At 42.1% G+C, this 24,314-nt stretch carries 25 protein-coding genes; 18 read left to right on the forward strand and 7 right to left on the reverse strand.

Annotated features, from left to right (window positions below; genetic code table 11):
• Positions 1 to 33: 33 nt before the first annotated feature.
• The 9 genes from PG766_RS04110 (at position 34) to PG766_RS04150 (ending at position 12,169) form a co-directional block, all read left to right on the forward strand.
• Positions 34 to 918: a carbohydrate ABC transporter permease gene (locus tag PG766_RS04110; RefSeq protein WP_118199554.1), complete on the forward strand. Its 885-nt coding sequence runs from the start codon at positions 34 to 36 to the stop codon at positions 916 to 918.
• A 4-nt stretch (positions 919 to 922) separates the two neighbouring features.
• The gene (locus PG766_RS04115) at positions 923 to 1,768 is read left to right on the forward strand and encodes a carbohydrate ABC transporter permease (RefSeq protein ID WP_117558001.1); all 846 of its coding nucleotides are present in this window, start codon (positions 923 to 925) and stop codon (positions 1,766 to 1,768) included.
• 14 nt (positions 1,769 to 1,782) lie between these two features.
• Positions 1,783 to 3,291 carry an arabinosylfuranosidase ArfA gene (arfA, locus tag PG766_RS04120; protein ID WP_118219834.1) on the forward strand — a complete coding sequence of 503 codons (1,509 nt, stop codon included), beginning with the start codon at positions 1,783 to 1,785 and terminating at the stop codon, positions 3,289 to 3,291.
• A 100-nt stretch (positions 3,292 to 3,391) separates the two neighbouring features.
• The gene (locus PG766_RS04125) at positions 3,392 to 4,381 is read left to right on the forward strand and encodes a LacI family DNA-binding transcriptional regulator (RefSeq protein WP_117557997.1); all 990 of its coding nucleotides are present in this window, start codon (positions 3,392 to 3,394) and stop codon (positions 4,379 to 4,381) included.
• Positions 4,382 to 4,521: 140 nt separating this feature from the next.
• Positions 4,522 to 5,490: a glycoside hydrolase family 43 protein gene (locus tag PG766_RS04130; protein WP_270590451.1), complete on the forward strand. Its 969-nt coding sequence runs from the start codon at positions 4,522 to 4,524 to the stop codon at positions 5,488 to 5,490.
• 272 nt (positions 5,491 to 5,762) lie between these two features.
• On the forward strand, positions 5,763 to 6,827 hold the full coding sequence (locus tag PG766_RS04135; RefSeq protein ID WP_118219836.1) for a PD-(D/E)XK nuclease family transposase: 1,065 nt from the start codon (positions 5,763 to 5,765) through the stop codon (positions 6,825 to 6,827).
• 301 nt (positions 6,828 to 7,128) lie between these two features.
• Positions 7,129 to 10,608: a DNA polymerase III subunit alpha gene (locus tag PG766_RS04140; protein WP_270590452.1), complete on the forward strand. Its 3,480-nt coding sequence runs from the start codon at positions 7,129 to 7,131 to the stop codon at positions 10,606 to 10,608.
• Positions 10,609 to 10,693: 85 nt separating this feature from the next.
• Positions 10,694 to 11,671: a 6-phosphofructokinase gene (gene pfkA / locus PG766_RS04145; RefSeq protein WP_055247911.1), complete on the forward strand. Its 978-nt coding sequence runs from the start codon at positions 10,694 to 10,696 to the stop codon at positions 11,669 to 11,671.
• A 24-nt stretch (positions 11,672 to 11,695) separates the two neighbouring features.
• Positions 11,696 to 12,169 carry a DUF1934 domain-containing protein gene (locus PG766_RS04150; RefSeq protein ID WP_270590548.1) on the forward strand — a complete coding sequence of 158 codons (474 nt, stop codon included), beginning with the start codon at positions 11,696 to 11,698 and terminating at the stop codon, positions 12,167 to 12,169.
• A gap of 52 nt (positions 12,170 to 12,221) precedes the next feature.
• On the opposite strand, the gene PG766_RS04155 is transcribed toward PG766_RS04150, so the two are convergent.
• Positions 12,222 to 12,662 (reverse strand): hypothetical protein, encoded by a 441-nt coding sequence (locus PG766_RS04155; RefSeq protein ID WP_117557988.1) that lies wholly within the window; start codon positions 12,660 to 12,662, stop codon positions 12,222 to 12,224.
• 237 nt (positions 12,663 to 12,899) lie between these two features.
• Here PG766_RS04155 and tig point away from each other — a divergent pair, with 237 nt between their 5' ends.
• Together tig and PG766_RS04165 are read left to right on the forward strand one after the other, a co-directional pair.
• On the forward strand, positions 12,900 to 14,024 hold the full coding sequence (tig, locus tag PG766_RS04160; RefSeq protein WP_270590453.1) for a trigger factor: 1,125 nt from the start codon (positions 12,900 to 12,902) through the stop codon (positions 14,022 to 14,024).
• Between the two features lie 120 nt (positions 14,025 to 14,144).
• On the forward strand, positions 14,145 to 14,786 hold the full coding sequence (locus tag PG766_RS04165; RefSeq protein WP_118219474.1) for an HAD family hydrolase: 642 nt from the start codon (positions 14,145 to 14,147) through the stop codon (positions 14,784 to 14,786).
• Between the two features lie 232 nt (positions 14,787 to 15,018).
• On the opposite strand, the gene PG766_RS04170 is transcribed toward PG766_RS04165, so the two are convergent.
• Positions 15,019 to 15,729, reverse strand: a complete 711-nt coding sequence (locus PG766_RS04170) for a gamma-glutamyl-gamma-aminobutyrate hydrolase family protein (RefSeq protein ID WP_008368933.1) — start codon at positions 15,727 to 15,729, stop codon at positions 15,019 to 15,021.
• 116 nt (positions 15,730 to 15,845) lie between these two features.
• Between PG766_RS04170 and PG766_RS04175 the strand changes: the two genes are divergently transcribed.
• Together PG766_RS04175 and PG766_RS04180 are read left to right on the forward strand one after the other, a co-directional pair.
• Complete coding sequence (locus PG766_RS04175) at positions 15,846 to 16,313, forward strand: HAD family hydrolase (protein WP_022221108.1); 468 nt, start codon at positions 15,846 to 15,848, stop codon at positions 16,311 to 16,313.
• Between the two features lie 42 nt (positions 16,314 to 16,355).
• Positions 16,356 to 17,558: a class I SAM-dependent rRNA methyltransferase gene (locus PG766_RS04180; protein WP_270590454.1), complete on the forward strand. Its 1,203-nt coding sequence runs from the start codon at positions 16,356 to 16,358 to the stop codon at positions 17,556 to 17,558.
• 92 nt (positions 17,559 to 17,650) lie between these two features.
• On the opposite strand, the gene PG766_RS04185 is transcribed toward PG766_RS04180, so the two are convergent.
• The 5 genes from PG766_RS04185 to PG766_RS04205 all read right to left on the reverse strand — a co-directional run bounded on the left by PG766_RS04185 (position 17,651) and on the right by PG766_RS04205 (position 21,870).
• The gene (locus PG766_RS04185) at positions 17,651 to 18,136 is read right to left on the reverse strand and encodes a gamma carbonic anhydrase family protein (RefSeq protein ID WP_195502473.1); all 486 of its coding nucleotides are present in this window, start codon (positions 18,134 to 18,136) and stop codon (positions 17,651 to 17,653) included.
• 28 nt (positions 18,137 to 18,164) lie between these two features.
• Positions 18,165 to 20,000 carry a Na/Pi cotransporter family protein gene (locus tag PG766_RS04190; RefSeq protein ID WP_270590455.1) on the reverse strand — a complete coding sequence of 612 codons (1,836 nt, stop codon included), beginning with the start codon at positions 19,998 to 20,000 and terminating at the stop codon, positions 18,165 to 18,167.
• A gap of 182 nt (positions 20,001 to 20,182) precedes the next feature.
• A complete protein-coding gene (bilS, locus tag PG766_RS04195) occupies positions 20,183 to 20,713 on the reverse strand; it encodes a flavodoxin family protein BilS (RefSeq protein WP_270590456.1) in 531 nt (176 codons plus the stop codon).
• 20 nt (positions 20,714 to 20,733) lie between these two features.
• The gene (locus tag PG766_RS04200; protein WP_270590457.1) at positions 20,734 to 21,453 is read right to left on the reverse strand and encodes a J domain-containing protein; all 720 of its coding nucleotides are present in this window, start codon (positions 21,451 to 21,453) and stop codon (positions 20,734 to 20,736) included.
• A gap of 21 nt (positions 21,454 to 21,474) precedes the next feature.
• Positions 21,475 to 21,870 carry a hypothetical protein gene (locus PG766_RS04205; RefSeq protein ID WP_117557970.1) on the reverse strand — a complete coding sequence of 132 codons (396 nt, stop codon included), beginning with the start codon at positions 21,868 to 21,870 and terminating at the stop codon, positions 21,475 to 21,477.
• Positions 21,871 to 22,091: 221 nt separating this feature from the next.
• On the opposite strand from PG766_RS04205, the gene srtB reads away from it, so the two are divergent.
• The 5 genes from srtB to rpsR all read left to right on the forward strand — a co-directional run bounded on the left by srtB (position 22,092) and on the right by rpsR (position 24,259).
• On the forward strand, positions 22,092 to 22,922 hold the full coding sequence (srtB, locus tag PG766_RS04210; protein ID WP_270590459.1) for a class B sortase: 831 nt from the start codon (positions 22,092 to 22,094) through the stop codon (positions 22,920 to 22,922).
• A 15-nt stretch (positions 22,923 to 22,937) separates the two neighbouring features.
• Positions 22,938 to 23,132 carry a DUF951 domain-containing protein gene (locus tag PG766_RS04215; protein WP_022221102.1) on the forward strand — a complete coding sequence of 65 codons (195 nt, stop codon included), beginning with the start codon at positions 22,938 to 22,940 and terminating at the stop codon, positions 23,130 to 23,132.
• 100 nt (positions 23,133 to 23,232) lie between these two features.
• Positions 23,233 to 23,520 carry a 30S ribosomal protein S6 gene (gene rpsF, locus PG766_RS04220; protein WP_008368913.1) on the forward strand — a complete coding sequence of 96 codons (288 nt, stop codon included), beginning with the start codon at positions 23,233 to 23,235 and terminating at the stop codon, positions 23,518 to 23,520.
• A gap of 13 nt (positions 23,521 to 23,533) precedes the next feature.
• Complete coding sequence (locus PG766_RS04225; protein WP_055155542.1) at positions 23,534 to 23,974, forward strand: single-stranded DNA-binding protein; 441 nt, start codon at positions 23,534 to 23,536, stop codon at positions 23,972 to 23,974.
• 21 nt (positions 23,975 to 23,995) lie between these two features.
• A complete protein-coding gene (gene rpsR / locus PG766_RS04230) occupies positions 23,996 to 24,259 on the forward strand; it encodes a 30S ribosomal protein S18 (protein WP_008368909.1) in 264 nt (87 codons plus the stop codon).
• The last annotated feature ends 55 nt before the right edge of the window (positions 24,260 to 24,314 follow it).

Genomic DNA, 24,314 nt, shown 5'->3' on the forward strand with positions numbered 1-24,314 from the left:
AAGTCGCCTTTTCAAATGAGATTGGAGGAAAAAATGGAGAAAATAAGACGATACTGGAATACACCCTCCAGAAGTGCGTATGTTTTTATAGCACCATCCGTTATTTTACTGTTATTGTTTAACGTTATTCCGCTTGTTATGGCGTTTGGATTGAGCTTTTTTGATGTCCCGATTACGCTGAATACAGCAAGCTTTATCGGTTTTGATAATTTTATTGAGGCTTTTCATGATGCGCGTTTTCTTAACAGTTTGAAAATCACGGCAATATTTACAGGACTTGAAGTTCCGATTCAGGTGCTTGGAGCTTTAATTGTTGCAGCTGTGATCAGCAAGAATAATCTGAAAAACAAATTTTTACGTGCTGTATACTTTTTACCGGTCATCTGTTCTGCCACTGTAATCGGAATTATGTGGAGAATGATCCTTCATTCTAATATTGGTTTTATTACAGCAGCATTGCAGTCTATGGGATTTGGGAAAATAAATTTCATGAATACACCGGGACTTACTATATTTGTTGTGTCTTTTATTTCTATCTGGAGAAGTTTTGGAATATCAGCGATTATTTATGTGACTGCAATCCAACAGGTATCGCCTTCGCTTTTTGAAGCTGCTGAGATGGATGGGGCAGGGAAGATCAGACAGTTTATCCATATAACAGTGCCTTCTATCAGACCAACATTCTGGTATATTCTGATGACAAGATTTGCAGGGGCATTACAGATTTTTGATATTATTTATGTTACAACAAACGGTGGTCCAAATTATACAACAGAATCAACAGTAAGTTACATTTATTCAAGAGCATTCTCATCTAATTCAAGTATGGGATATGCATCAGCGATGTCAGTCGTGTTGTTTGTTGTTATTATGTTTATAACGACTTTGATGTACAGAAGAATGAACAAGGAGGATTAGCGGAATGAAAAAGAAAAAGACAATAAAGATCAAGAATGTCGTTTTGGAAATACCGGTTGCCGTGATGTTGATCATTCTGACACTTCTGGTTCTTGTTCCGGTAATCTGGATGGTATTCAGTGCATTTAAACCTGAAAAAGAAATTATTTCGTGGCCGCCTACATTTATACCGAATTCATTTACTTTGGAAAACTTTACAGATGTACAGGACCGTATTGATATTCTTCGATATATTTTGAACTCTGTTATTTATGCGGGAGGAACGACAGCACTTGCGGTTGTTGTAAACTGTATGGCTGGATATGCGTATGCATTTTATGACTTTAAAGGAAAAACGGGAATGTTTTTGATGACTCTTGCAACCATGATGGTTCCGTTTCAGGTTATTATGGTTCCGCTTTTCCTTGTTGTATATAAGATGGGAATGTACGATTCTTATTGGGGACTGATTATACCGAGAGTTGCAGTGGCAGGATCTATTTTTATGATGAGAGCTGCATTTACCGGAATTCCCAAGGAAATGGCAGAAGCGGCGAGAATTGACGGGCTTTCAGAATATGGGATTTTCTGGAAAATTATGATGCCACAGGTAAAACCGGCGGTTATTACTTTGATTATTCTGAGTGTAAATGGCTCATGGAATGATTTATTATGGCCTATGATAGTAACAAGTAGTACAGAAATGCGTACATTAGCAAATGGACTGGCTTTGTTTATTGGACAAAATACGATTGAATATGGAGCGGCATTTGCCGGAGCACTGATTTCGTTATTACCAATGTTTGTTCTTTATATGTTTGGTCAGAAGTACTTCATTGAAGGCATGAGTAGTGGTGGACTGAAAGGATAGGAGAATTATTTCATATGGAAAACACAAAAATAATATGTAATAAAGAATTTGCGATAGGCAAAATAGATCCCAGACTTTATGGTTCGTTTCTGGAACACATGGGAAGAGTTATTTATACAGGGATATATGAACCAAATCATAAAAGCGCAGATGAGGATGGATTTCGTAAAGACGTGTTGGAACAGGTGAAGAAGATGCATGTAACAGCAGTACGTTATCCAGGTGGAAATTTTGTTTCTGCGTATCATTGGGAAGACGGGGTAGGACCAAAAGAGAAAAGACCTCGTAAACTGGATCTTGCGTGGAAAGCGATTGAAACGAATGAATTTGGGACAAACGAATTTATGAAATGGGCAAAAAAAGCGGATGTACAGCCGATTTTTACAGTAAATCTGGGTACAAGAGGCGTTGAAGATGCAATACATTATCTGGAATATTGCAATTTCCCGGAGGGAACACAGTACAGTAATCTGAGAAAAGAGCATGGTGTTGCCGAACCTTATGGAATTAAAATGTGGTGCCTTGGAAATGAAATGGATGGTAGCTGGCAGATCGGACATAAATCAGCGGAAGACTATGGAAAGCTGGCAGCAGAAACCGGAAAAGTAATGAAGCTGATGGATCCGACAATCGAACTGATTGTGTGTGGAAGTTCTTTGTCAAATATGAAAACTTATCCGGAATGGGATATGGAAGTCCTTGAAAAAACATATGATGTTGCGGACTACCTTGCGCTTCATCAGTATTATGCCGGGCAGGATAAGGGAACCAAAGGATTTCTTGCGCAGACGCTGGATATGGAAGAATATATCCGTACGATCCGTTCGGCAGCACAGGTTATCAAGCAGAAAAAGCGGTCTAAAAAAGAGATGAAGTTCAGCGTGGATGAATGGGGAGTATGGGCAGTCCCAAGTAATACCGTAAATGCAGAAATTGACCAGAAACCATGGGGAATCGCACCTGCGATCAGTGAACAGATTTATACGCTGGAGGATGCACTCCTATTTGCGGGGATGCAGATGGTGATTCTGAGAAATGCAGATGTGATCAAGATTGCATGCCAGTCATTGCTTACAAATATCAGTGCATGTATCATGACTGAAAAAAATGGGGAATACTGGCTTCAGACAATATACTATCCGTTTCATTATTTTGCAACCTATGCGAAAGGGACTGTTTTGAAAACAGCAAGTATAGGACCGTGTTATAGTTGTGCAGAATTTGATGGGGTTCCATATGTGGACAGTCTTGTTGTGTGGAATGAGGAAGATCAGGAGCTTGTCATCTTTGCAGTAAACCGAAGTGAAGAAGAACTGCAGAAAGCAGAAGTAGATCTGCAGGATTTTGAAATACAACACGTGATAGAAAGCATTTGTATGACAGCTGAAAATAAAAAAATGACCAACATGGAACAGCATGATGCAGTAATCCCGAAGAAAGAAAAAAATGTTGAGATAGAAACAGGCAGATGCCAGATTGCGTTACAACCATTGTCATTTAATATGGTACGGTTAGCTGTCTGAGAAGAACAGGAGAGACAGAAGAGATAAGAAGCGAACCTTCATTGCCGATACAGGGAGATTATGATATACTCGGAGTAGAATCAGGATCGGGGGTGTAATTATGGCGATTACAGTAAATCAAATTGCAGAACAATGTGGGGTTTCAAGAACGACGGTGTTACGTGCACTAAATGGTGGCAGTGTCTCAAAAGAAACAAAAGAAAAAATCCTGCAGGTCGCAAAAGAAAATAATTATCGTCCCAATCTTCTGGCACGGAGTTTGAATCATGGCAGAACAATGTCCCTTGGTGTTGTAACAATCAATATTGAGAATATGTACTTTGTACAGTCGTTGAATACGATTAACAAAGAGGCAGACAAAAGAGGTTATTTTACGAATATTGTTGTCTGTGACGAGAGCCTGGAATGGGAAAGAAAACTGATACAGGGACTTGCAGAGAGGCAGATGGAAGGTATACTGATCAATCCGATCAATAAAGGAAAAGAATTTGAAGAATTTCTTTTATCATTACACATCCCGATCGTATGTATTGGAAACCAGGTGTCCGGGAAGATCACTACGGTACAGGTGAATGAGATGGCAGCAGCAATGGATGCGGTAGAACTTATTGTATCAAAAGGATATAAGAAAATTGTATTTGTCTGTCCGCCGCTGGAGATGGAAGAAACACAGAATATTTATGTACATAAGCAGAGAGAAAAAGGATTTAAAGCTGCAATGGCGATTCACCCGGAACTGAAAATGAAAATGATTGGGAAAACAGAGTTTCTCCCGGAGGTTGAACGAATCTGTGCAAGAGGATTGCATGAAAAGACTGCTTTTTTGTGTTCGGGTGACAGCTATGCTTTGTCTATTATGCAATGGGGCACAAAAAAAGGTCTGATGATACCAAAGGATTTCGGATTAATGGGGTTTGACGATATCAGTCTTTTGCAGTATATCACGCCGAAACTGACAACTGTTTCAACAAATTTGGAAGGTGTTGCATCAACGGCGGTTGTGGAATTGATCCAGCAGATTGATTCAAAAGAATACTCGCCAAAATCTATTTATCTGAATTATCATATTCTCGACCGGGACACATTGTAAGGTTTCTTCTATATCTTCTGTATTTTGAAATAATGTGAAGTAAGATCGCGAAAATTGCAAGGCAATAGAGCAATCAGAAACAACGGTGAATTGCAAAAAAATTTTTGACACTTGCAGTGAAAAGATAAGAGGATACGATTATGGATAAAACAAATTACAGACAAACAGAATACAATAAACCATTTATTATACAGCGGGCAGATCCTTATGTTTACAGACATTCTGATGGAACCTATTGGTTTACTGCATCTGTACCGGAATATGACCGTATTGTACTTCGCAAAAGCAATACGGTCGACGGATTGGCACAGGCAGAAGAAGTAACCATATGGAGAAAGCACGAAAACGGAATTACGAGTGTGCACATTTGGGCACCGGAAATTCATTATGTGGATAATAAATGGTTTATTTATTTTGCAGGTGGAGATATTGAGGATATTTGGGCAATCAGACCGTATGTGTTGATGTGTGAAGGTGACGATCCATTGAAGGATCCGTGGAAAGAGATGGGAATGTTAAAGCGAAAAGACGCGTTTTCATTCCAGGACTTTTCTTTGGATATGACCGTGTTTGAAAATATGGGACAATGGTACTGCGTATGGGCAGAAAAAGTTAGTGTTGGAAAGAAGATTTCCAATTTATACATTGCCAGAATGGATTCACCAACAAGTCTTGCGACAGAACAGGTTCTTCTGACTTCACCGGATTATGACTGGGAAAGAGTGGATTTCTGGGTAAATGAAGGACCGGCAGTTGTACATCATGATGGGAAAATATATCTGACTTATTCGGCAAGTGCTACAGGAGAATGCTATTGTATGGGAATGCTCAGCATAGAAGAGACAGAAGACCTGCTGAATCCAAGGGCTTGGAAAAAAGAACGATATCCGGTCTTAAAAACAGATGCAGAAAGAGGAATCTACGGGCCGGGACATAATTCTTTTGTAAAGTCGGAGGATGGAAAAGAAGATATTATGATCTATCATGCAAGACCATACGATGAAATAATCGGAGATCCACTGTATGATCCCAACAGACATGCTTACCGCATGCGCATAAAATGGAATGAACAGGGAAGACCTGTGTTTGATTACTGTAATAATTACTAAATGCTGAAACAATTAGAGGACTCAGAAATTTGGAAGAGCGATTCAAATTTCTGGGTCCTTTGTTATTTGAGGTTTTGATATTAACATACTGCTTTATTTTCAGAACATTTGCTAATTGAAGACGGACTGGGACCATGTTATAATCAGGCAACAAGATGTGGAGAAAAGAACAGTAGAAAATCTAAAAATCAAATTATAGTCATATAACCAGCAGCTTATAGAAACTCATATCTGAAAATGCTCCTGATAAAAATTGTAGCGGGAGGAAATATATGAGAACGAAATTACAGAAGTATTTCCCAATGATAAAGACCAGGCAGGCGATTCTGGACGAGATTGATGGGAATGTAAAAATGCATAGTGTTTTTTACAGCTGGGAAAAGAAACAGAAGGAAGAATTTTTAGATTTTTGTACAGGTGTAAAAGGGGTAAAATTACTGTATGATTCATTTTTTAAGCAGATTATGAATCCGGAGACAGCACCGAGGCGGCTGGAAGAGTTTATTTCAGCAGCAATAGGGGAGAAAGTGAAAATCCTGCATGTGTTGCCAAATGAATCTGCGAGAATTGCAGCAGAGGATTCACTTTTAATTATGGACATGGTGATACAGTTGACGGACGGAAGTCTGGCAAATGTGGAAATCCAGAAGCTAGGATACCGCTTTTCAGGACAGAGAAGTGCATGTTATTCAGCTGATTTGCTTTTACGGCAGTATAAGCGACTGCGGGAAGAAAAAGGAAAGAGTTTTACATATAAAGATGTCAAGAACGTATATACAATCGTGTTATTTGAAAAAAGTGAGAAGAAATATCATGATTTTTCAGAGCAGATTTATATCCATCATATGGAGCAGAAAAGTGATACCGGAATCCAGGCAGATCTGCTTCAGAAATACACGTTTATATGCCTTGACATCTTCCGGGATGTCATTCAAAATAAAGATGGAGAGATTGAGAATAATCTGGAAAAATGGTTATTATTTCTAAGTGAAGATAATCCGGAGAGAATCATGCAGCTAGTCGAAAAAGTACCGGAGTTTAAGGCTCTTTATGAAGAAGTATATACCATGTGTCAGAATGTAGAGAGGATGATGGAAATGTTCTCAAAAGAGCTGGAGATATTGGATAAAAATACAGTACGGTATATGATCGATGAGATGCAGGAAGAGCTTGAAGGGCAAAAGAAAGAGATTAAAGGACAGCAAAAAAAGCTTGAAGATCAAAGCAGGATCATCCATGAAGATGCAAAGCGTATGGAAGAAATGAATCAACTTCTTAAAAAAAGAGAAGAAAAGATTCGGGAACTGATGGAGCAGTTAGAAAAGTCATCCAGATAAGAGAAGGGCGTACTGGTTACTGGCTATAATAAAAGATGAATACCGTCGCATTGGAAATGAGATCTGATGCGGCGGTATTTTTGCGTTAGAGGATAAATAAGGTTGTGACACCAACACCCCAAAAAGAAAGTTAACACGATTCCCGCTTTCAGGGGTTCATCGGAATGTTTTGCCGAGGGGAACCGGAGTATATATATTTGGAAATCCGCCGCCCACCAACCTATAAAATTTTCCCCACACCAGTTGGAAATCCCCCTCATTTCTGCTAAAATGGAACACAGAGAAAAGGAGCGAACACAATATGAATTTTGCGCATTTGCACGTCCACACGGAATACAGCCTTCTGGACGGTTCGAATAAAATTAAAGAATATGTTGCCAGAGTCAAAGAACTGGGGATGACAGCGGCTGCGATCACAGACCATGGTGTCATGTATGGCGTCATTGACTTCTACAGAGCCGCAAGAGCGGCAGGAATCAATCCTGTACTGGGATGTGAAGTCTATGTGGCACCGGGATCCAGATTCGATAAAACAGCCGTAGGACGCGATGAGGACCGATATTATCACCTGGTACTTCTTGCCGAGAATAATACAGGCTACGCCAATCTGATGAAGATCGTGTCACGTGCATTTACGGAAGGTTACTATTATAAGCCAAGAGTAGATTATGAGCTTCTGGAGACCTATCACGAAGGAATCATTGCCCTCAGTGCATGTCTTGCCGGAGAGGTACAGAGAAACCTGGCGAGAGGGATGTATGAAGAAGGAAAAAAAGCTGCGCTTCATTATGAACAGATTTTTGGAAAAGGCAACTTTTTCCTGGAACTGCAGGATCATGGGATCCCGGAACAGCGCACCGTTAACCAGCAGTTGATGCGTCTGTCGCAGGAGATCGGAATCGACCTTGTGGCGACAAATGACGTGCATTATACTTACGCAGAAGATGAAAAGCCACATGATATCCTGCTTTGTCTTCAGACAGGGAAAAAGCTCGCAGACGAGGAACGGATGCGCTATGAAGGCGGACAGTACTACGTGAAGTCCAAAGAAGAGATGGCAGCACTTTTCCCATATGCACCGGAGGCGCTGGAAAATACACAGAAGATTGCAGACAGATGCCATGTAGAGATTGAATTTGGTGTAACAAAGCTCCCGAAATTCGATGTGCCGGAAGGATTTACCTCATGGGAATATTTGAATAAGCTCTGTTTTGACGGACTGAAAAGACGATATGGAGAAGACCCGGATCCAGCCCTTGTGGAGCGCCTGAATTATGAATTGGGCGTTATCAAAAGCATGGGTTACGTGGATTACTTCCTTATTGTATGGGATTTTATTCATTTTGCAAAAAGCAATGGAATCATGGTTGGACCTGGGCGTGGATCTGCGGCGGGAAGCATTGTGGCGTACACACTTGCGATCACCAATATCGATCCAATCCGGTATCAGCTGCTGTTCGAGCGTTTTCTGAATCCGGAACGTGTGTCCATGCCCGATATCGACGTGGACTTCTGCTTTGAAAGAAGGCAGGAAGTCATTGATTATGTTGTGCGTAAATACGGCAAAGACCGGGTAGTGCAGATCGTAACCTTTGGTACACTGCAGGCGCGCGGGGTGCTGCGGGATGTGGGAAGAGTTATGGATCTTCCGTATGCTTTTGTGGATTCAATTGCAAAGATGATTCCGAAAGAACTGAATATTACATTGGATAAATCCCTGAAGATGAACCATGAGCTGAAGAAGCTCTATGATGAAGACCCACAGGTAAAAGAGCTGATCGATATGTCAAAGAGACTGGAAGGTCTGCCACGGCATACATCCATGCATGCCGCGGGAGTCGTGATCAGCCAGAAGGATGTGGATGAATATGTTCCGCTGGCACTTGGAGCGGACAACAATGTAGTCACACAGTTTACCATGACCACACTGGAAGAACTGGGACTTCTGAAAATGGATTTCCTTGGGCTTCGTACCCTGACCGTCATCCAGGATGCGATCAGACTGGTTGAAAAAAGTACCGGTGTGAAGCTGGTAACAGAAGAATTAAATTATAATGATAAAGCAGTGCTTGACTATATCGGAACCGGAAAGACGGACGGTATTTTCCAGATAGAAAGTGCAGGGATGAAGAGCTTCATGAAGGAACTTCGTCCACAGAGTCTGGAAGATATTATCGCCGGAATTTCTCTTTACCGGCCAGGTCCGATGGATTTCATTCCACAGTATATCAAAGGAAAGAACCATCCGGAGCTGATTACTTACGAATGCCCGCAGTTAAAGCCAATCCTGGCACCGACCTATGGCTGCATTGTATACCAGGAACAGGTTATGCAGATCGTGCGTGACCTTGCCGGATATTCACTTGGGCGAAGCGACCTTGTACGCCGTGCCATGAGTAAGAAAAAGGGCGACGTGATGCAGAGAGAGCGTCAGAATTTTGTATATGGTAATGAAGAAGAAGGCATTCCGGGCTGTGTCAAAAATGGAATCGATGAAAAGGTTGCGAATAAGATCTATGATGAAATGATCGATTTTGCAAAGTATGCGTTCAACAAATCACATGCGGCAGCGTATGCGGTTGTCTCATACCAGACAGCGTATCTGAAATATTATTATCCGGTAGAATATATGGCAGCACTTATGACTTCTGTCATCGACAATCCGGGAAAGGTTGCCGAATACATTTACACTTGCCGACAGATGGGAATTTCTATCCTGCCGCCGGATATCAATCGTGGGGTTGGTGATTTTTCTGTAGATAACGGTAATATCCGTTACGGACTTGCGGCGATCAAGGGGGTTGGAAGACCGGTGATCGAGCAGATCATCCGGGACAGAGAAGAGCATGGCACGTTTCGTGATCTGAAGGATTTTCTGGAACGGCTTTCCGGTAAGGAAGTCAATAAACGTGCGGTAGAAAACTTTATCAAATCCGGCGCATTTGACAGTCTGAAAGGGACCAGAAAGCAGTTTATGATCATTTATGTACAGATCATGGATCAGGTAGCACAGAACAAGAAAAATTCGCTTGCCGGACAGATGTCGCTCTTTGATATTGTAGATGACGAACAGAAAAAAGAATTTGAGGTCACGCTTCCGGATGTGGGAGAATACCAGAAGGAAACGATGCTTGCATTTGAAAAAGAAGTACTCGGCGTGTATATCAGCGGACATCCATTGGAAGAATATGAAGAGAAATGGCGCAAGAGTATTTCCGCAACGACATTGGATTTTCAGCTTGATGAAGAGACCGGACGGACAAAAGTGCGTGACGGGTCAAGGGAGATCATTGGTGGTATGATCACATCGAAGACGATCAAATATACAAAGAAGAATCAAACGATGGCATTTATTACCGTAGAGGATCTTCTTGGAACGGTAGAGGTTGTCATTTTCCCGCAGAGCTATGAGAAAAGCCAGCAGTATCTGCAGGAGGACAGCAAAGTATTTGTGCGGGGATGTGTATCGGAAGAAGATGATAATGCAAGTAAGCTGATCTGTGAAGAGGTGATTCCGTTTGAGATGATGAAAAAAGAACTGTGGATCCAGTATACCGACAAACAGAGTTACCTTCAAGATGAGCAGAATCTGTTCCGGATGCTCGCGGAAAGTGAGGGTGAGGACCAGGTTGTAATCTTCTGCAAAGCGGAGAGAGCGGTAAAAAGACTTCCTAAAAACGCAAATATCCAGGTAGAACCTGGAATTTTGAGCAGATTGACGAATTATTTTGGAGAAGATTGTGTAAAAGTAATAGAAAAACCCATTGAAATGAAGGGGTGAATATTATACAATAACGTGTGGATTGAGATAAATTAAGCAAAAGGATAGTAAAGTTACAAAGTAGAAGAGACGGAGGAGACATATCATGGCAGAAAAAGTAATCAGAACTATCGGCGTATTGACCAGTGGTGGAGACGCACCGGGAATGAACGCTGCAATCCGTGCAGTTGTAAGAACCGCATTGGGAAAAGGACTGAAGGTAAGAGGAATCAGAAGAGGTTATTCAGGACTTCTTAACGAGGAAATTATTGATTTAAGTGCCAGAGATGTATCAGACACGATCCAGAGAGGTGGAACGATTCTTTTGACAGCCCGTTGCGAGGAAATGCGTACACCAGAAGGACAGCAGAAAGCAGCAGCAATCTGTAAGAAATATGGAATTGACGGTCTGGTAGTTATCGGAGGAGACGGTTCCTTCAAGGGAGCACAGAAATTATCTGATTTTGGAGTAAATACAATCGGACTTCCGGGAACGATCGATCTTGATATCGCATGTACAGAATACACAATCGGATTCGATACAGCGGTTAATACAGCGATGGAAGCAATTGACAAAGTACGTGATACATCTACATCACATGAAAGATGTAGTGTTATCGAAGTTATGGGACGTGATGCGGGATACCTTGCACTGTGGTGCGGTATTGCCAATGGAGCAGAGAAGATTCTTCTTCCTGAGGAACATGACTACGATGAAGCAAAGATCATTGCAGACATCAAAGAAAGCAGAAAACGCGGTAAAAAGCATTACATTATCATCAATGCCGAAGGTATCGGTGATTCTATGAATATGGCAAAGAGAATCGAAAAAGAGACGGGTATGGAGACACGTGCTACTATTCTTGGTCATATGCAGCGTGGAGGAAGCCCGACAGCAAAAGACAGAGTTTATGCATCTATTATGGGATCTCTTGCTGTAGATCTTCTTCTTGAAGGAAAGACAAACCGTGTAGTAGGATACAAACATGGCGAGTATATTGACTTTGATATCAACGAAGCACTGGCAATGCAGAAAGGAATTCCGGAGTACCAGTACGATATCGCAAAACAGCTTGCCATCTAATAACAGACAGATTGGATGACGTGTATGACACAGGATGTATTATTGACGATTTCCGGACTACATGATATGGCATTGGCAGATCCGGAAGAAAATGAAGAGAATGAGCCGATTGAGGTGATCACTCCGGCGAGCTATTACTGGAAGAACGGAAAGCATTATATTCTTTATGATGAAGTAATGGAAGGGATTCCGGGGGTGGTTAAGAATAAGATCAAGATCACCGGTGAAGATTCGATGGAGATCATGAAGAGCGGAATTACGAATGCACATATGGTATTTGAGAAGAATCAGATGAATGTCACATATTATGATACACCGTATGGGCAGCTTCATGTTGGAATTCATACACGGAAGCTGGATGTGAATGTGGATGATGAGCGAATTGATATTGCTGTGGAGTACGGGCTTGATGTGAATCATGAAGCGACGGCAGACTGCCGGATCGCAATGAGCATAAGACCGAAAGCACAGGCAGAGGAAGCAATTTCAGGAAAATAAACAAAAAGGGTAAATGATTCAATCGGCTCAGAATCATTTACCCTTTTTATTGTTACTTGTTCCGCAGTCTTGCCCAGAATCCTTTTTTCTTAGGTGGAGCCTCAAGAGAACCTCTGACTCCTTTTACTGCAGTGATGTAAATACCGCTTACGGTTGCTTTTACTTCTTTTTTGACTGGAATAAGATCATAGATGCTTGCATCACACATCAGAGTCATAATCTTTGGTCCGACTTTTGCCTTGACAACCGGTACCTTTGAACGACGAAGATACTTAGGTGTATTCTCAAGAACAACTGATGGGAAACCGGCATCTTTAAGCTTCATCTTGCCTTTGTCGATAATCAGGATGTTGACCTGCTGTGCAGCAGCTGCAATCATCTCTTCCTGTTCTGCCTGCTTTTTCTGCGCTTTCTTACCGAGGAAATACAGAACAACCAGGGCGATAAGCAGTACGGCAAGAATTACCAGTAATACGATCGTTATCTTACTCACGGGTTTTCCTCCTCAAATCATATTTACACATAGCTTATTGTAGCATTGTTTGTAGACAAGTGCAAGTAATTTGAAGTTTTTGGCGGCTTTTTGAAAGTAATGGAAAATCTGAAATAAATGTGAATTTTGGGAAATCCCTTTTCAATGACAGATTATGTGTTATAATCATATGTAGCGCTCTGATGTGGGTGATTCAGACAGTCAGAGAGAATGAAGATATAAGAGGTGTAAAAGAAAATGATAAAGAAATTAACAGTACTGGCAGCAGGTATCTGTGCATTGTCATTACTTCTTACCGGATGCTCCAGTGAGATTTCCAATGATTATGTTACGATTACAAAATATAAAGGTGTGGAGATTGATAAAGTAGATGCGGATGCGGTATCGGATAATGATGTAGAAACACAGATCAACAGTGTGCTTCAGTCTAAGTCAACTACAACAGAAGTTACAGACCGTGCAGCACAAACTGGAGATACAGTAACGATCGACTACGAAGGAAAGAAAGATGGTGAGGCATTTAAAGGCGGAACAGCGACAGATGCACAGCTTACATTAGGAAGTGGTCAGTTTATTGATGGATTTGAGGATGGCGTTGTCGGACACAATATTGGCGATACTTTTGATCTGGATCTGACTTTCCCGGAGAACTATGGAAATGAAGATCTTGCAGGTCAGGCAGTTGTATTTACCGTTACACTGAAGGGAATTAGCCAGACCGATGTACCGGAACTTACCGATGAATTTGTACAGAGTGTTTCTGATACTTCCAAGACGGTGGAAGAGTACAAAAAGGAAATCAAAAAATCTCTGAAAAAAACCAGCAAAGAAAACCGGCAGAATACAATCAAGGAAAATGCATGGAAAGCAGTACTTGAGAACACAACTGTGAACAAGTATCCGAAGAAGGATCTGAAGAATATGATCAGTTCGATCAAGACACAGTATAAGAATATGGCATCTTATTATAATCTTGATTTTGCAGATTTCCTTAAACAGTATATGAATATGGATGAGGAAACTTTTAATTCAAAGGCAACCCAGGCTGCAAAGGATCAGGTAAAGGCCAACCTTGCGGCAGATCTGATCATTGAGAAAGCAAAGATCGATGTGTCAGATAAGACACTTGAGAAGAAGTATAAGGAGTATGCAAAGGCTTACGGATACGAAGATGTAGATGCACTCAAAAAAGCACTGGAAGATGCCGGAAACCTAGAGAATCTGGAGAAGACAGCAAGACTGGATATCGTAGAAGACTGGGTAGCAGACAACTGCAAGCAGGTGAAAAGTACTTCATCTGACAGTAGTGAAAGCGGTTCAAACAGTACAGGAAGTACCGGCAGCACAGAAAGTACAAAATAGATATAAGCAAACATTCAAAAGGCGGAGAATAAAATCTCCGTCTTTTTTCTTCCTGAAGGGAATGGTATGATATAGAAAGTAATTGTTTTTACAAAATGAAATATACTACAGGAGGACAAGATGAAAGCAGTACTTTTTGATATGGATGGCATCCTGATCGATACAGAGAAATATCTGACAGTATACAAACAAAAGGCAATGCGGGAGGCGGGATACCGGTTGGATCTGGAAACGGCATACAAATTCCGCAGCTGTGCATCCGTATTTGCAAGAGAGCAGATGAAGGGAATTTTTGGAGAGAATTTCCCATACGATGAGCTCAGACGGCGCAGACAGGAGCTGATGAGTGATCATATTGCGCGTTTCGGAATTGAGAAGAAACCGTATGTGGAAGAGACGATCAAGGAGCTGAAAAGACGTGGTTATCAGACGGCAGTCGTGACGGCTACAGCGGAAGACAGGGCTGTGCGTTATCTGGAAATGGTCGGATTTAAAGAGCTGTTTGATGAGATCATCAGTGCATCTATGGTGAAATTGGGAAAACCGAGACCGGATGTGTATCTCTATGCCTGTGAGAAGATCGGGCGGAAGCCTGAAGAGTGCATGGCGGTCGAAGATTCACCGAACGGGGTAAATGCGGCTTACCAGGCGGGTTGCCATGTGACGATGGTTCCGGATCTGACACCTGCAGACGAAGAGGTCAAAAAGATGGCAGATCATGTCGTTCCAGACCTGCGAGGACTTCTGGAATATCTGAAATAACCCCTGAAAATGAGGAGAGCCGATATCCGGTTTCCCGAATATCGGCGTTTATGAAAAAGAAAAATTTTGTTATGTGAAAAGGTTTATTTCCTTTTGACAATTATTAGTATACTCGTATCTTGTGAAAAAAGTGTGTTTATAATTTGAAAGAATTATGAACGTTTGTGAACATATTATGCATATATTCTGAAGGGATCGCAGACAGCAGAGTCTGCAGCCCGACAAAAGGGATTTAGTCTGTTCCGGGAAGCATCGACCGGACGAAAAGCGAAAACAATTCCCGCATACATGGAGAAGTAAAAAACATGGATTCCGGATGCCACTGAACGCCAAGTGCAAAAGGCTGTCCTTCGATTTCAATTGCCTCAACTGTGCCATCAGAAGTGTGTGCACATGCATGGACATTTTTTCCGAGCAGATGAACGGACTGATGGTGAAAACTATTGGTATACAGAGTGTCTCCGGTCAGTTCATGAAGATGACTGTCTTTGGCGATGAAAATCTGGTGCCACATATCGCTGCGGTTCTGTGAGGTCTGCATATGCAGAAAAGGATCTCCGGGCTGACAGGAAAGATCCTGGTAGATACTTCCGCCACAGGCGGCGTTGAGCACCTGCATACCCCGGCAGATGCCGATTACCGGCAGATGACGTTTTAAGATTTCCTCTGCAAAATGAATCTGGAAAAGATCCACAGAAAGATTGGTCTGTCCTACACCTGGAAGTGGATCTTCATTGAAGAGAAACGGTGTAAAATCACCTCCTCCGGGGAGCAGAAATCCATCGCATATGTCAAGATAAGAATTGATCGGGAAGTCCTGAGGAAGAATCGGTATCAGTAGGGGGATTCCTCCGGAAATGCGGACTGCCCGCACATAGGTATCGGTTACAAACTGGTTTTTGCCGTCGAAGCCACAGCATAAGATTCCAACAACTGGTTTCATATTTACAATCCTCCTCTTTATCAGATAAATCAGTTGTTACAAAATATGTGGAGTCTGTATGAAATATGTATTATAATAGAAAAAGCAACATGCCAGATGGCAGGAAAGGAGTTCCTATGAAACTGGTTATTCCGGAATATAAAACATTAGAACTTGATACGATATTTTTAGATATGAACGGGACGATCGCTGTGGACGGCGTGATCCCGCCGAGTGTGAAGGAACGTCTTATCGCACTTTCAGAGCAGTTCCGAATTTATGTACTGACTGCAGATACGCATGGAAATGCGAAAGCGCAGTGCGAAGGGCTTCCGGTGATCCTGGAGACATTTCCGACAGGTAATGCAAAGGAGTATAAAAGGGAATTGGTAAAAGCAACCGGTGCAAAACGCTGTGTGGCAATCGGTAATGGCAGAAATGATGAGTGGATGCTGAAAGAGGCGGCGCTTTCCATCGCTGTTATGGACCGGGAAGGGGTCTATGGGAAATTATTGAAAAATGCGGATCTCTGCGTCAGATCTATGCAGGATGGACTGGATCTTCTGCTCTATCCAGGTCGGATCATTGCAGGACTCCGTGGATAATATTTGCAGAAGAATACGTAAGAGTATGTGGAAGGAGAAAAGATGCGTCAGGCTATAGTGACATTGAAAAAGGGTGAGGGACGTCTGCTGAAATCAGGCGGCGCCTGGATATTCGATAATGAAATTGATTCGATTATGGGAGAATTTGAGAATGGTGATATTGTGATCGCCCATGATTTTGACGGGTACGGAATGGGAAGAGGATTTATCAATATGAATTCTAAGATCCGGATCCGTATGATGACAAGAAAGCAGGATCAGGAGATCGATCATGCATTTCTGGAAATGCGGGTGAGAGATGCGTGGGAATACCGGAAAAAGACAGTAGATACATCAAGCTGCCGTGTGATTTTCGGGGAAGCGGATTTTCTTCCCGGACTGGTGATCGATAAATTCTCGGATGTGTTGGTTGTAGAGTCTCTTGCACTCGGAATTGACCGGATGAAAGAAGAAATCGTGGACATTCTGAAAGCGGTACTTTCAGAAGATGGAATTACGATCCGTGGCGTGTATGAACGAAGCGATGCAAAGGTTCGTCAGAATGAAGGCATGGAGAGAGTCAAAGGCTTTATCGGTGAAGAATTTGATACCAAAGTTGAGATTGTGGAAAATGGTGTCAGATATATGGTTGATGTCAAAGACGGACAGAAGACAGGATTTTTCCTGGATCAGAAATACAATCGTCTGGCAATCCAGAGACTTTGCAAGGATGCAGAGGTGCTGGACTGCTTCACGCACACAGGCTCTTTTGCGCTGAATGCAGGGATTGCAGGGGCAAAGCATGTGACAGGTGTAGATGCTTCAGAACTTGGCATAGAACAGGCAAGAGAGAACGCAAGACTCAATGGATTAGAGGATAGAGTTGAATTTGTCTGTGCAGATGTATTTGACCTGCTTCCAAAGCTGGAAGAAGAAGGAAAGCAGTATGATGTGGTAATCCTGGATCCACCTGCATTTACCAAATCCCGTAAGACGATCAAGAATGCGACAAAGGGATATCGTGAGATCAATATGCGCGGAATGAAGCTGGTAAAACCAGGCGGATATCTGGCAACCTGTTCCTGCTCACATTTTATGGATTATGAGCTTTTTACGAAGACGATCCATCAGGCAGCGCAGAATGTGCATAAGAGGGTCAGACAGGTAGAATACCGGACACAGGCACCGGATCATCCGATTCTGTGGTCGGCAGAAGAATCGTATTATCTTAAATTCTATGTGTTCCAGATCGTGGATGAAAAATAAAGTGTTGTAGTAGATAAAAAAGGTATCGAAAATCAAACATAAATGATTTTCGATACTTTTTTTAATAGTGTACATATTTCAGATTTGATATTCTATTCAAACTGCGCAGCCGATAATGCAACATAATCCGCAGCATTTTTATAAATTGACTGGATTTCTTCCTCAGTAAGAGGTCTTTTTACTTTTGCCGGGCTTCCGATAACCAGCATTCCATCCGGAATAACTGTGTTCTGAGTAACCAGACTTCCGGCACCGATCAGGCAATGCTTTCCAATCTTTGCACCGTTTAAAATCGTACTTCCCATCCCGATTAGAGACGCGTCACCAATTGTACAGCCGTGGATTACACAGTTGTGACCAACAGTGACATCATCACCGATAACGGTCGGAAAACCGTAATCTACATGGACGGTACTGTTATCCTGGATATTACTGCGCCTGCCAATCGTGATCGATGCCTCGTCGCCACGGACGACTGCGTAATAGAATACGCTTGAGTCTGCACCGATGGTGACATCGCCTAGGATGACGGACTGACTGGCAATGTGCGCCTGTGATGAAATATTTAAAGAAGACATTACAGCAGATTCCTTTCTCGTTGTAAGATTATTTTTTGGCTTCAACAGCTTTGACTGGGTTTTTGGCGGCTGCTTTTGTATCCTGTTCCGCTTCCGGCTGATAACCGTTGATATTATATTTCTGCTCATAATAATCAAAGGTGGATACATAATTGTTGTCTTTCAATTTCCGTACACTCTTAGTGTATTCGTGCATATCGAAATTGGAAGAATCCAGTTCCAGGATTGCAACGGCAATGTTAGAACAGTGGGCTGCAATACGATCATAGTTGGTGAGCAGATCGTTAAATGCAAATCCGGTGTTCAGATCACACTGCCCGTTACGGAGCCTTCTAATATGACGCATTTTCAAATCGTTGCATAAAATACCGATCAGTTCGCGAAGCGGTTCTACTTTGGCAGCATTTACAAGGTCTTCATCTACAAATGAATTGATCGTGAGATCAAGGAGCTCTTTTAATGCGGATTCAAGAACATGAAGCTCGTATTTGGCTGCATCTGAAAAAATACGTGATTTTTCATGAAGTTCCTGTGCAACACGGGAAATATTGACTGCATGGTCACCCAGACGTTCAAAATCACTGATCGTATGAAGGAACTTGGCGGTCTGTTTGGACTGCTCCGGTGTCAGGTCATGCATATTGAGCTGCATCAGATAGGTTCCCAGTTTATCTTCGTATTTGTCGATCAGATTTTCCTTTTCCTGAATTTTGTTGAACTTATTATCTGAAAAATCTTTCAGCAGTGCAAGGGCGCGACGGATATTTTTGTATGCTTTCTTTGCCATTCCGTTGACTGCAAGCTGGCTCTGTGTGATTGCCAGTGGCGGATAATTGAGGAAACGTTCCTCAAGAAGATCGAAATCTGCCTGCTCTTCGTTGTCTTCATCGGTATCTTTAATAAGGAAGAAGACAAGCTTTTCAATCTTGCCGATAAATGGAGCAAGAACAAGGATTGTCAGAAGCCGGAATACCGTATTCAAAAGTGCCACACGGAAAGGCGACATAATTTCACCCATAAATGGGAAATGCACGATGGCATTTGCAGAATAGAATACGATGGACCAGAAAATCATACCAAATAAATCGTTCAGCAGATAGATCAGAGCAGTACGCTTTCCGTTCTTGTTCGTTCCGATTGAGGAAAGAAGAACCGGACATGCGGCACCAACGCCGATACCCATTGTGATCGGAAGTGCAGCTGCAAAGGTGATCGATCCGGTAATGGACAGTGCCTGGAGGATACCTACAGAAGCAGAAGCGCTCTGTAAAACTGCTGTAAATACGATCCCGACAAGGATTCCCATAAATGGATTCGTGAACATGGTCAGAAGTCTGACGAAATGCGGATTCTCTTTCAGAGGAGAGACGGCACCGCTCATGGTCTGCATCCCGATCATCAGGATCGCAAAGCCAAGCATGATGTCACCAATATCAGAATACGGTTTTTTCTTGATGAATGTACGGAAAATAATTCCGATGATTGCTACGATTGCAGAAATTGTAGCGGTTGATAAAAGCTGCGCGATTCCGCTGGAACCATCAATGTAGGAGAGACATAAGATCCATCCGGTGATACTGGTTCCGATGTTGGCACCCATGATGATACCAATTGCCTGTGCGACCTTCATCATACCAGAGTTTACAAATCCGACTACCATAACTGTCGTTGCAGAGGATGACTGAATGATAGCGGTTACGACAGTACCCAGCAGAAGTCCTTTCAGAGGAGTGTTGGTCAGCCTGTATAAAATCAGTTCAAGCTTATTGCCGGCAACTTTTTTCAGACTGTCGCCCATCAGTGACATACCGTATAAAAACAGGGCTACCCCACTGAGTAATGACAAAACCATTGTAATTCCCATAATTTTGTTTTCCTTTTCTTTAAGCATTAGTTTACATTTTGTCGCAAAAAAAATATCGTACAGCTACTTTAAATATGAAAAGTCTGCATGCAGATCACACAAAGTGACGCTATACGACACCCTTATTATATAACAAGAAAGTTTCCATAGGTAGACTGAAACGATATTTTTTTACACTTTTTTTACATAGACTTAACTTTTTCTATACATTCGGTAGCAAAAAGAGCCGCATTTTCAAGATCTGTGCGTGTCGGATGAATCATTGCTTCGTCAAAATTCTGTAATTGCCGTCGGATTTGCTGGCAATCGCAATCTTTTGGTGTGTTCAGCAAGGATTCATATTTTTGACGGACAGCAAGTGGCATTTTCCCCTGGCAGATAAAAGAACCAAGATAACGATTGTCGTCTTCAAGCCAGATCCGGACACTGGATGCGATCTTTTTGTAGTATTCCAGGCTGTTCCCGGCACCGCAGGTTCCAAAGAGAGCGACGGATTTGTACGACAGACCGGAAAGGAAGTTGCCGATCTCGAGGCTGCAGGTTCCGCGGTGAACACAGAAACCGACAAAATAAATTTTGGCCTCTGGGAAATCGGTACGTTCATGAAGATTTATCAGATCTTTGGACATCCCCGGAAGAGATGCAAAAATTTCTGTTGCTATTTTTTTTGTATTTCCTGTCTCACTCTCATAGACAACAAGATAATCTAACATATAATATTTCCTCCTGTTATTTAGTGGTATGTATAAGGAGAACCGCAGAAGAATCCACCGCCGCCACAGCAGAGATTGCACATGATGTTGGCAATGCAGAGCTTCACGCAGAAATCATTGTTGATCGTTGGTGTACCGCCATACATTGTCTGTTGTGTACGATACCAGCTTCCACCATTTTCAAGACGGCTGACAAGAGACTGATATTGATAGTTGGACGGCTCCAGACGAAGTGCTTCTTTGGCGTGCTCCAGGGCGAGGACATTATTGCCCATGCCGGAATTGGCGATAGAGCTGTAATAGTACCATCTGGCAGAACGGTCTTTGATCCCTGAAAGGACATTTAAAGCTTCTTTATAATGGCCACTGTTCAGATAATTGGCGGCGGCACGCAGATGAATATCTTCTTCTGTCTCAGTTGTCTGCTGATTCTGATTGGTATACTGACCGTAGAAACCGCCAAATGGACCAAAACCGCCAAAACCTCCGTATCCGCTTCCGGCATCACCATAACCTCCGGAGCCTGTTCCGGTATATCCGGAAGCACCCATTTCTTTTTCTTTCATGATCTGCTGGTAAGCCTGCTGGATTTCTTTGAATTTGGCTTCTGCCTGATCTTTATTTGGATTGTTGATATTGGCATCCGGATGATAAATACGGCTTAATTTGCGGTAGGCTTTCTTGATCTCCTCGTCGGAAGCATCCCGTGAAACGCCGAGTATTGAGTAAGGATCCTGCATAATTGATTATTCTCCTGATCGTTAGCTTTTTTTGATAAAAGTAGTCTGGCATTTTGGACAGCGGATCTCAATTTTACCTTTTCCCTTTGGAACACGGATCTTCTGTTTGCAGTTTGGACACTTGTAAATGTGGTGCGTCTTGTGCTGCGCTGCCATATACTTCTGTTTTGCAAAAAATCCACGGATCTTTGAAGTGTGCTGGAGAAATTTCTGGTTTTCCAGTGCACGCTTGTAGGTCTGACGTGAAAACATGCGATAGTAAGAGTATATCACGAATGCCCACCCAATTACATAAAAAATACGAAAATGGAAGATGCTTGTGATCAGCATCAGAATTACGCCGCTCCATAAGAGAAATTTGCCGAAGGTATCTACTCCGTACCTTCCATACATAAAACGCATCAGTTTTTCTTTCATAATGTTCACCCAATCTTTTTTATTTATAGAATATGATACTATACGATAGTTTACATTGTACGCCTGCACACACAAAAATCAATAAACTCTCTATTAAAAAACTCTAAAAAGTATGTTATACTGCTGATATCGTGAAAATATGGAAGAAAATAGGACTTCTGAGATTGCATGGCAATGGAGCAATCTGGGAACATCATATATAAAAAGCAGAGGAGGAAATTATGGGACGGAAAGAATATGGTCGGTATGGAAAGCATTCCAGGCGTGACCGGCGCAAGAAAAAAGGTGGAATCATCAGTACGGTCATTTTGATCGTTGCAATCTGTGTGTTTGCATTTTCTGCCTTTCAGCTGTATAAAATCTTTAACGGATATCACAAAGGGGAAAGTGAGTATGATGATCTGGTAAAGCTTGCGGTTACGGAAGATAAGGGGGAACAGGAGAACGGGACGGACGATCAGGATGGAAGCAGATTTTCCGTGGATTTTGATGCACTCAGACAGATCAATCCGGATGTGGTTGCATGGATCCGTTTTGATGAACCGGCGGTGATCAATTATCCGGTTGTGCAGGGAAGTGATAATTCGGAATATCTGAGTAAGACATTCAAAGGATATGACAATACCGTAGGAACGATTTTTGTAAATGCTTATAATCATGCGGATTTTAATGACAGAAACACGATCATTTACGGACATTATATGTATAATGGAACGATGTTTAATGAGCTGGAGCAGTATCACGAAAAAAGTTTCTGGGAAAAATACCCTTCCTTCTATATTTATACACCGGATGGCAATGTGGCTACTTATCAGATTTATTCTGTTGGAGTGGTAAAAGATACTTCCGAAGGCTATACATATCAGTTCGCAGATGATGCGGCGTTTGCATCCTTTCTTGAAGCAACGAAGGCGTCTTCTTTGTATGATACAGGTGTGGAAGTGGGAAATGATTCAAAGATCGTGACGTTGTCCACCTGTACACGGGAGGGAAATGATGACAGAACGATCGTACACGGTGTCAGGGTAAATGTACAGCCGGCAGGAGAATAAAAGAGGAGTAAAGAGATGGCAGCAGAAGCAAAATTTGAAGTCGGAGATGTGATCCGGATGAAAAAACCGCATCCGTGCGGAAGCTCAGAGTGGGAGATCCTGAGAGTAGGGGCGGATTTTCGCCTGAAATGCCAGGGATGCGGACACCAGGTAATGGTACCGCGCAGACTGGTTGAAAAAAATACAAAAGAAATAAGAAAAAAGGCTTGAAACAAAGCCTGAATTATGATATCATATCAACTTGTGATATATTATTTATCCTTGTTCCCGGCGGATCCGGGAGCCAAAAGACCATAAGGAGGTGCAGGACATGAGCAAATATGAATTAGCAGTTGTTGTCAGCGCAAAACTCGAAGACGACGCCAGAGCAGAAGTAATCGAAAAGGTGAAAGCACTTGTTACACGTTTCGGTGGTAACATTACTGACGTTGACGAATGGGGAAAGAAGAGATTAGCTTACGAAATCCAGAAGATGAAAGAAGCTTACTACTACTTCATTCACTTTGAATCTGAAACAACAACACCAGGCGAAATCGAAGAAAGAATTCGTATCATGGATGGTGTAATCAGATATTTATGCGTGAAACAGGAAGCTTAGAAAGAGGCAACGTATGAATAAAGTAGTTTTAATGGGACGTCTGACAAGAGATCCTGAAGTGAGATATTCACAAGGTGAGAACGCTCTCGCTATTGCAAGATATACATTAGCTGTAGACCGCAGATTCAAGCGTGACGGAGAACAGACCGCAGATTTTATTAACTGTGTTGTGTTCGGAAAGAGTGCTGAATTTACAGAACGTTATTTCCGTCAGGGAATGCGCGTAGTGGTTTGCGGAAGAATCCAGACCGGAAGCTATACCAACAGGGATGGTGTAAAGGTCTATACAACAGAAGTTGTTGTTGAGGAACAGGAATTCGCAGAAAGTAAGAATGCTAGCAGTGCTAATACACAGTCTTATCAGGCAGCCCCGGCACCGGCGCCAAGCGCTGATGCAGGTGACGGTTTCATGAACATTCCAGACGGAATTGATGAGGAGTTACCGTTTAATTAAGGTTGAAAGGAGATGTGTACAATGGCATTCGAAAAAGGAAACAGACCGGATTCTCCAATGAAGAGAAGAGGCGGACGCAGAAGAAAAAAAGTTTGTGTATTCTGTGGTAAAGAAAACAACGAAATCGATTACAAAGATACAGCAAAATTAAAGAAATATGTTTCTGAGAGAGGAAAAATCCTTCCGAGAAGAATCACAGGAAACTGTGCAAAACATCAGAGAGCTCTTACAGTAGCAATCAAGAGAGCAAGACATATCGCTTTAATGCCATACGTTCAGGATTAATCGAATATGATCAGAACAGGATTTCCATTTTGGAAGTCCTGTTTTTTTACTGTTT

Origin of the sequence: Coprococcus sp. LG101-27, from assembly GCF_027695515.1 — a bacterium.
Classification (GTDB): domain Bacteria; phylum Bacillota; class Clostridia; order Lachnospirales; family Lachnospiraceae; genus Allocoprococcus; species Allocoprococcus comes.

Coding starts and splice junctions, on each gene's coding strand:
- PG766_RS04150 (WP_270590548.1), top strand. CDS start 11,696: ATGACACAGGATGTATTATTGACGATTTCCGGACTACATGATATGGCA.
- PG766_RS04115 (WP_117558001.1), top strand. CDS start 923: ATGAAAAAGAAAAAGACAATAAAGATCAAGAATGTCGTTTTGGAAATA.
- arfA (WP_118219834.1), top strand. CDS start 1,783: ATGGAAAACACAAAAATAATATGTAATAAAGAATTTGCGATAGGCAAA.
- rpsF (WP_008368913.1), top strand. CDS start 23,233: ATGAGCAAATATGAATTAGCAGTTGTTGTCAGCGCAAAACTCGAAGAC.
- PG766_RS04200 (WP_270590457.1), bottom strand. CDS start 21,453: ATGCAGGATCCTTACTCAATACTCGGCGTTTCACGGGATGCTTCCGAC.
- tig (WP_270590453.1), top strand. CDS start 12,900: ATGATAAAGAAATTAACAGTACTGGCAGCAGGTATCTGTGCATTGTCA.
- PG766_RS04185 (WP_195502473.1), bottom strand. CDS start 18,136: ATGTCTTCTTTAAATATTTCATCACAGGCGCACATTGCCAGTCAGTCC.
- bilS (WP_270590456.1), bottom strand. CDS start 20,713: ATGTTAGATTATCTTGTTGTCTATGAGAGTGAGACAGGAAATACAAAA.
- PG766_RS04110 (WP_118199554.1), top strand. CDS start 34: ATGGAGAAAATAAGACGATACTGGAATACACCCTCCAGAAGTGCGTAT.
- PG766_RS04165 (WP_118219474.1), top strand. CDS start 14,145: ATGAAAGCAGTACTTTTTGATATGGATGGCATCCTGATCGATACAGAG.
- PG766_RS04135 (WP_118219836.1), top strand. CDS start 5,763: ATGAGAACGAAATTACAGAAGTATTTCCCAATGATAAAGACCAGGCAG.
- PG766_RS04205 (WP_117557970.1), bottom strand. CDS start 21,870: ATGAAAGAAAAACTGATGCGTTTTATGTATGGAAGGTACGGAGTAGAT.
- PG766_RS04130 (WP_270590451.1), top strand. CDS start 4,522: ATGGATAAAACAAATTACAGACAAACAGAATACAATAAACCATTTATT.
- PG766_RS04170 (WP_008368933.1), bottom strand. CDS start 15,729: ATGAAACCAGTTGTTGGAATCTTATGCTGTGGCTTCGACGGCAAAAAC.
- PG766_RS04225 (WP_055155542.1), top strand. CDS start 23,534: ATGAATAAAGTAGTTTTAATGGGACGTCTGACAAGAGATCCTGAAGTG.
- PG766_RS04175 (WP_022221108.1), top strand. CDS start 15,846: ATGAAACTGGTTATTCCGGAATATAAAACATTAGAACTTGATACGATA.
- PG766_RS04140 (WP_270590452.1), top strand. CDS start 7,129: ATGAATTTTGCGCATTTGCACGTCCACACGGAATACAGCCTTCTGGAC.
- rpsR (WP_008368909.1), top strand. CDS start 23,996: ATGGCATTCGAAAAAGGAAACAGACCGGATTCTCCAATGAAGAGAAGA.
- pfkA (WP_055247911.1), top strand. CDS start 10,694: ATGGCAGAAAAAGTAATCAGAACTATCGGCGTATTGACCAGTGGTGGA.
- PG766_RS04180 (WP_270590454.1), top strand. CDS start 16,356: ATGCGTCAGGCTATAGTGACATTGAAAAAGGGTGAGGGACGTCTGCTG.
- srtB (WP_270590459.1), top strand. CDS start 22,092: ATGGGACGGAAAGAATATGGTCGGTATGGAAAGCATTCCAGGCGTGAC.
- PG766_RS04215 (WP_022221102.1), top strand. CDS start 22,938: ATGGCAGCAGAAGCAAAATTTGAAGTCGGAGATGTGATCCGGATGAAA.
- PG766_RS04125 (WP_117557997.1), top strand. CDS start 3,392: ATGGCGATTACAGTAAATCAAATTGCAGAACAATGTGGGGTTTCAAGA.
- PG766_RS04190 (WP_270590455.1), bottom strand. CDS start 20,000: ATGGGAATTACAATGGTTTTGTCATTACTCAGTGGGGTAGCCCTGTTT.